The organism is Sphingobium cupriresistens, assembly GCF_004152865.1.
Lineage (GTDB): Bacteria > Pseudomonadota > Alphaproteobacteria > Sphingomonadales > Sphingomonadaceae > Sphingobium > Sphingobium cupriresistens.
Window position 1 is genome coordinate 1 of the sequence record NZ_SEOO01000090.1, and the last position, 3,783, is coordinate 3,783.

The 3,783-nt window shown below is 59.1% G+C and carries 3 protein-coding genes; 2 read left to right on the plus strand and 1 reads right to left on the minus strand.

What is annotated here, in order from left to right; genetic code table 11:
- Positions 1 to 356: 356 nt before the first annotated feature.
- Positions 357 to 1,123 (plus strand): IS5 family transposase gene (locus tag EWH12_RS21570; protein WP_207212473.1). Its coding sequence is split into 2 segments (ribosomal slippage): positions 357 to 678 and positions 678 to 1,123, totalling 768 coding nucleotides; the frame shifts between segments, so codons are not numbered across the junction.
- 33 nt (positions 1,124 to 1,156) lie between these two features.
- On the opposite strand, the gene EWH12_RS21575 is transcribed toward EWH12_RS21570, so the two are convergent.
- A complete protein-coding gene (locus EWH12_RS21575; protein ID WP_242496173.1) occupies positions 1,157 to 1,414 on the minus strand; it encodes a hypothetical protein in 258 nt (85 codons plus the stop codon).
- Positions 1,415 to 2,035: 621 nt separating this feature from the next.
- Here EWH12_RS21575 and EWH12_RS21580 point away from each other — a divergent pair.
- Positions 2,036 to 3,661, plus strand: coding sequence for a recombinase family protein (locus tag EWH12_RS21580; protein ID WP_129927785.1), 1,626 nt, complete (start codon positions 2,036 to 2,038; stop codon positions 3,659 to 3,661).
- Positions 3,662 to 3,783 lie beyond the last annotated feature (122 nt).

Here is a 3,783-nt window from a genome sequence, read left to right on the forward strand (position 1 = left end):
CCCGCAGGTCCTGTGAAAGCGTTCGTGCCATCCATGCTGGCCTCCTGTCACCAGCAGACAGCGTGAATCACATCAGCGCAGCGAAGGGAACCCCTACCGATTCAGTTCGTGTGGAAACCGCTCTAATGTATTTAACGATTATGGCTGGAATATATTTCCGAACGGTGCATTTCAATATTCGACCGGCCGCCGCATACTGGCCGAACTCCGCATCGACGTGTGATGGCGTGCCGATGCATTCAAAGCCAACAATAACACCCCTCGCCGACTAGGACGTGTTGACAAAGAGGATTCCCAAATCGCGTAGGTTCTGATTCAAGGTAGCTTTTGGGGAAGCTACCTTGATCCGTGGTTTGATGAGCGATGAGGAATGGGCCTGTCTTGAGCCGTTCGTGATTGAGCGCGGAGCGCGCAGCGGGCGGCGCCCGAGAGATCACCGCCTCGTCCTGGATGGGATTTTCTGGATTGCGCGAACGGGCGTGGCTTGGCGCGACCTGCATGAGCATTTCGGCAAGTGGTCATCGGTTTACCGTCAGTTCCGGCGCTGGACGCTGTCCGGCTTATGGGAGTTGCTTCTCGAAGCCTTCAACGACAGCGGCGGCGGCAACCCCAGCCTACAGATGATCGACAGCACAATAATCCGGGCGCACCACTGTTCAGCCGGCGCTAAAGGGGGACTCCGCGTCAGGGTCTTGGCCGCTCAAAAGGTGGCTTTACGACCAAGATCCATCTCCGGATCAATGCGCTGGGCCTGCCCATAGCGGTGGCGCTGACCGGGGGCGAAGCCTCCGACTTCAAGGGATATATGCCGGTCATGGATGCCGATGGGCCAGCGCCCAAGGTACTCCTTGCCGACAAGGGCTATGATGCTGACTTCATCCGCGAAGATATGGAGAGGCGCGGCGGCACCGCCATGATCCCGACAAAGCGGAACCGGCTGATCCAGTTGCCCGTCGATGCCGCAATCTATGCCCTGCGCAACATGGTCGAACGCTGCTTCAACAAGCTCAAGAATGCCCGAAGGCTGGCAACCCGTTACGACAAAACCGCCGACAGCTACCTCGGCTTCATCCACATCGTCTCAATTCGCCTGTGGACCCGTCAATTTGTCAACGCCTCCTAGCACAGCGACACTGTACCAGGCAGCCCCGCTCGCTCATTCGGCCGCTATCGCCTGTGGCTCCTGCTTACTTTGCGCATGGCGGTTGTCCGGCACTGGCAGGCCCAGATGCCCGCGCAGCGTGTCATGGGTATAATCGGTGCGGAACAGGCCGCGGGTCTGAAGGATCGGCAACACCCGTTCGCGAAAAAGGGCGAAGTCGCCCGGACGGGTTACTCGCAACAGGAAGCCGTCAGCCGCGCTGCCGGTGAACCACCGGTCGATTTCATCGGCGATCGTTTCGGGCGATCCCACGAAATCCGACCGCCATTGGCCAAGCCGCCAAGGTTGGATATCGCCCGCAACCGTATACCGCAACCAGGGTGAAGTGGGCGAGGGCCTGCGTTCCCTTGATCTCGATCGCAGCGAGGTGTTCGTAACCACCAAGCTGCAGGACGGCATGCATGGCCCCCCCACCGCAAAGCCGTCAGCATGGGCATCGCATGCCACTCGCAAATGCCCGCATTTTTCATCGGCCGTGGCAATCCAATGAACACATTGGAAGACAATGGCTTCACCAATGCGTGGAAGCGTATGGGAACGGCGATCGGCAAGCCATAAGCACTGGCCGCTTTCAGCATTGGCGGTCGTTCCCGCAGCCGAACCGGAGTGGCAATAGTTGGTCGACTCCCGCCGGATTAGCAGAAGACGAACGGCACACGCGAAATGAATATATTACGGCGATCAACCGAATAGAACCGACGGCGGCAGCACGCCGCTAGCTAATCGATTCCGGCATCGCAGATGCCCTGTTCAGTGCCGGGCGGAATCCCAGTGATAGCATAATAGCGCGGTCCAATTTTGATATCTTCCTCAGATTGGCAAGCATGGTCAAATCTGTAGACTGATCCCAAAGATCATCTCTGGAGATTCCGAATGCCCCGCGTAGCGTTGTATGCCCGCTATTCCGACGACAAGCAGAGCCCTGCATCCATCGACGACCAGTTTTTGATATGCAGTGAACAGGCAGCGCGCGAAGGCTGGCGGATTGTCGCCAATTATAAGGATGCAGCGATCTCCGGCGCGAGCGTCATTCTCCGTCCCGGCATCCAGTCACTTTTGCACGATGCGCAGATGGGACGCTTCGACATTCTGCTGGCAGAGGCGTTGGATCGCGTGTCGCGCGACCAGGCCGACGTTGCCACGCTCTACAAGAATCTCCAGTTTGCCGGCGTGAAGATAGTCACCCTGGCCGAGGGTGAAGTTTCCGAACTGCATGTCGGCCTCAAGGGCACGATGAACGCGCTGTTCCTGAAGGATCTTGCGAAGAAGACCCATCGCGGTCTGCGCGGCCGCGTCGAGAAGGGCAAATCCGGGGGCGGGCTTTGCTTTGGCTATGATGTCGTGCGGCGCTTCTCCAGCGAAGGCGAACCAGTTCATGGCGAGCGGAGCATCAATGCCGCCGAAGCTGAAGTCATTCGCCAGGTTTTTCGACAGTTCGCCAACGGGCTCAGCCCCCACGCAATCGCCTGCCGTCTGAATGACTCCGGGATTTCAGCCCCAACGGGCAAGCTGTGGACATCAACCACGATCCGCGGCCACGTCAAGCGCGGTACAGGCCTCCTCAACAATGAGCTTTATATCGGCAAACTCGTCTGGAACCGGCTGCGCTATTTGAAGAACCCGCAAACTGGCAAGCGCGTCTCCCGCATCAATCCCAAATCCGAATGGATTGTGACCGAGGTTCCTGACCTGCGGATCGTGGATGAAGAACTCTGGCAGGCTGTGAAGGCAAGGCAGGAGAATATCGCGATCCAATATGCCGACGGCATTGCGGCAACTCGCTCTGCTCAGACAGCTCTTAATCGCACGCATCGCCCAAAAAGTCTTCTCTCCGGCCTGGTCTACTGCGGCTGCTGCGGCGGTTCTTATTCCCTTCGCGGGCAGGGGCGGTTTGCCTGTTCGAACCATGGTGATACGAAAAGCTGCGCGAACGGGCATAGCATCACGCGCGACAAGCTGGAAGCACGCGTTCTTGATGGTCTGCGCGATCGCATGATGACCCCTGAGGTAGCGGCGGAAGCCATTCGGACCTATGTCGAAGAGAGCAACCGGATCAACCACCAGCGCCGCGCATCAGAAATCACCGATCGAACCGACCTGCAGAAAGTCCTCAAAGCGATCAAGGGCCTCGTGACACTCGCAAAGGCAGGCAAGGGCACACGCGCGCTTGTCGATGAGCTTTTGGAGCTGGAAGCGCAAGAGGATGCGATCCGCGCACGGCTCGCTGCGGCACCGGCGGATGTGCCGGACATCCATCCCAACATCTCCGAGATATATCGGCGCAAGGTGGAACGCCTGACGCACGCACTATCGCAGCCGGAGGAGCGCCAGGAATCCGCCGATGCGTTGCGGGCGCTGATCGAGCGGATCGACCTCACGCCCGGCGCGAAGCGCGGTGAGGTCAACGCCATGCTCCACGGTGAGTTTGGCCGGATTCTGGAGTGGATCGAACAGCGTCGACTGGCCGAGAATGCACAAAGCCCCGGCGCTCTGGCGTAACCGACCGGTTGAGGCCGCCTGCCTTGCTGTGATGTGAGCGCGTAAGAGACGTCCATAAGGACGTCGTTATGGACGTCCTGAGCCAAAGCGAGGGACGGCGGTGGAGATATTGGGCCGGGAAC

What these genes read in the sequence shown, in the direction of transcription:
- EWH12_RS21580 (WP_129927785.1), top strand. Translation starts at nt 2,036, where the DNA reads ATGCCCCGCGTAGCGTTGTATGCCCGCTATTCCGACGACAAGCAGAGC.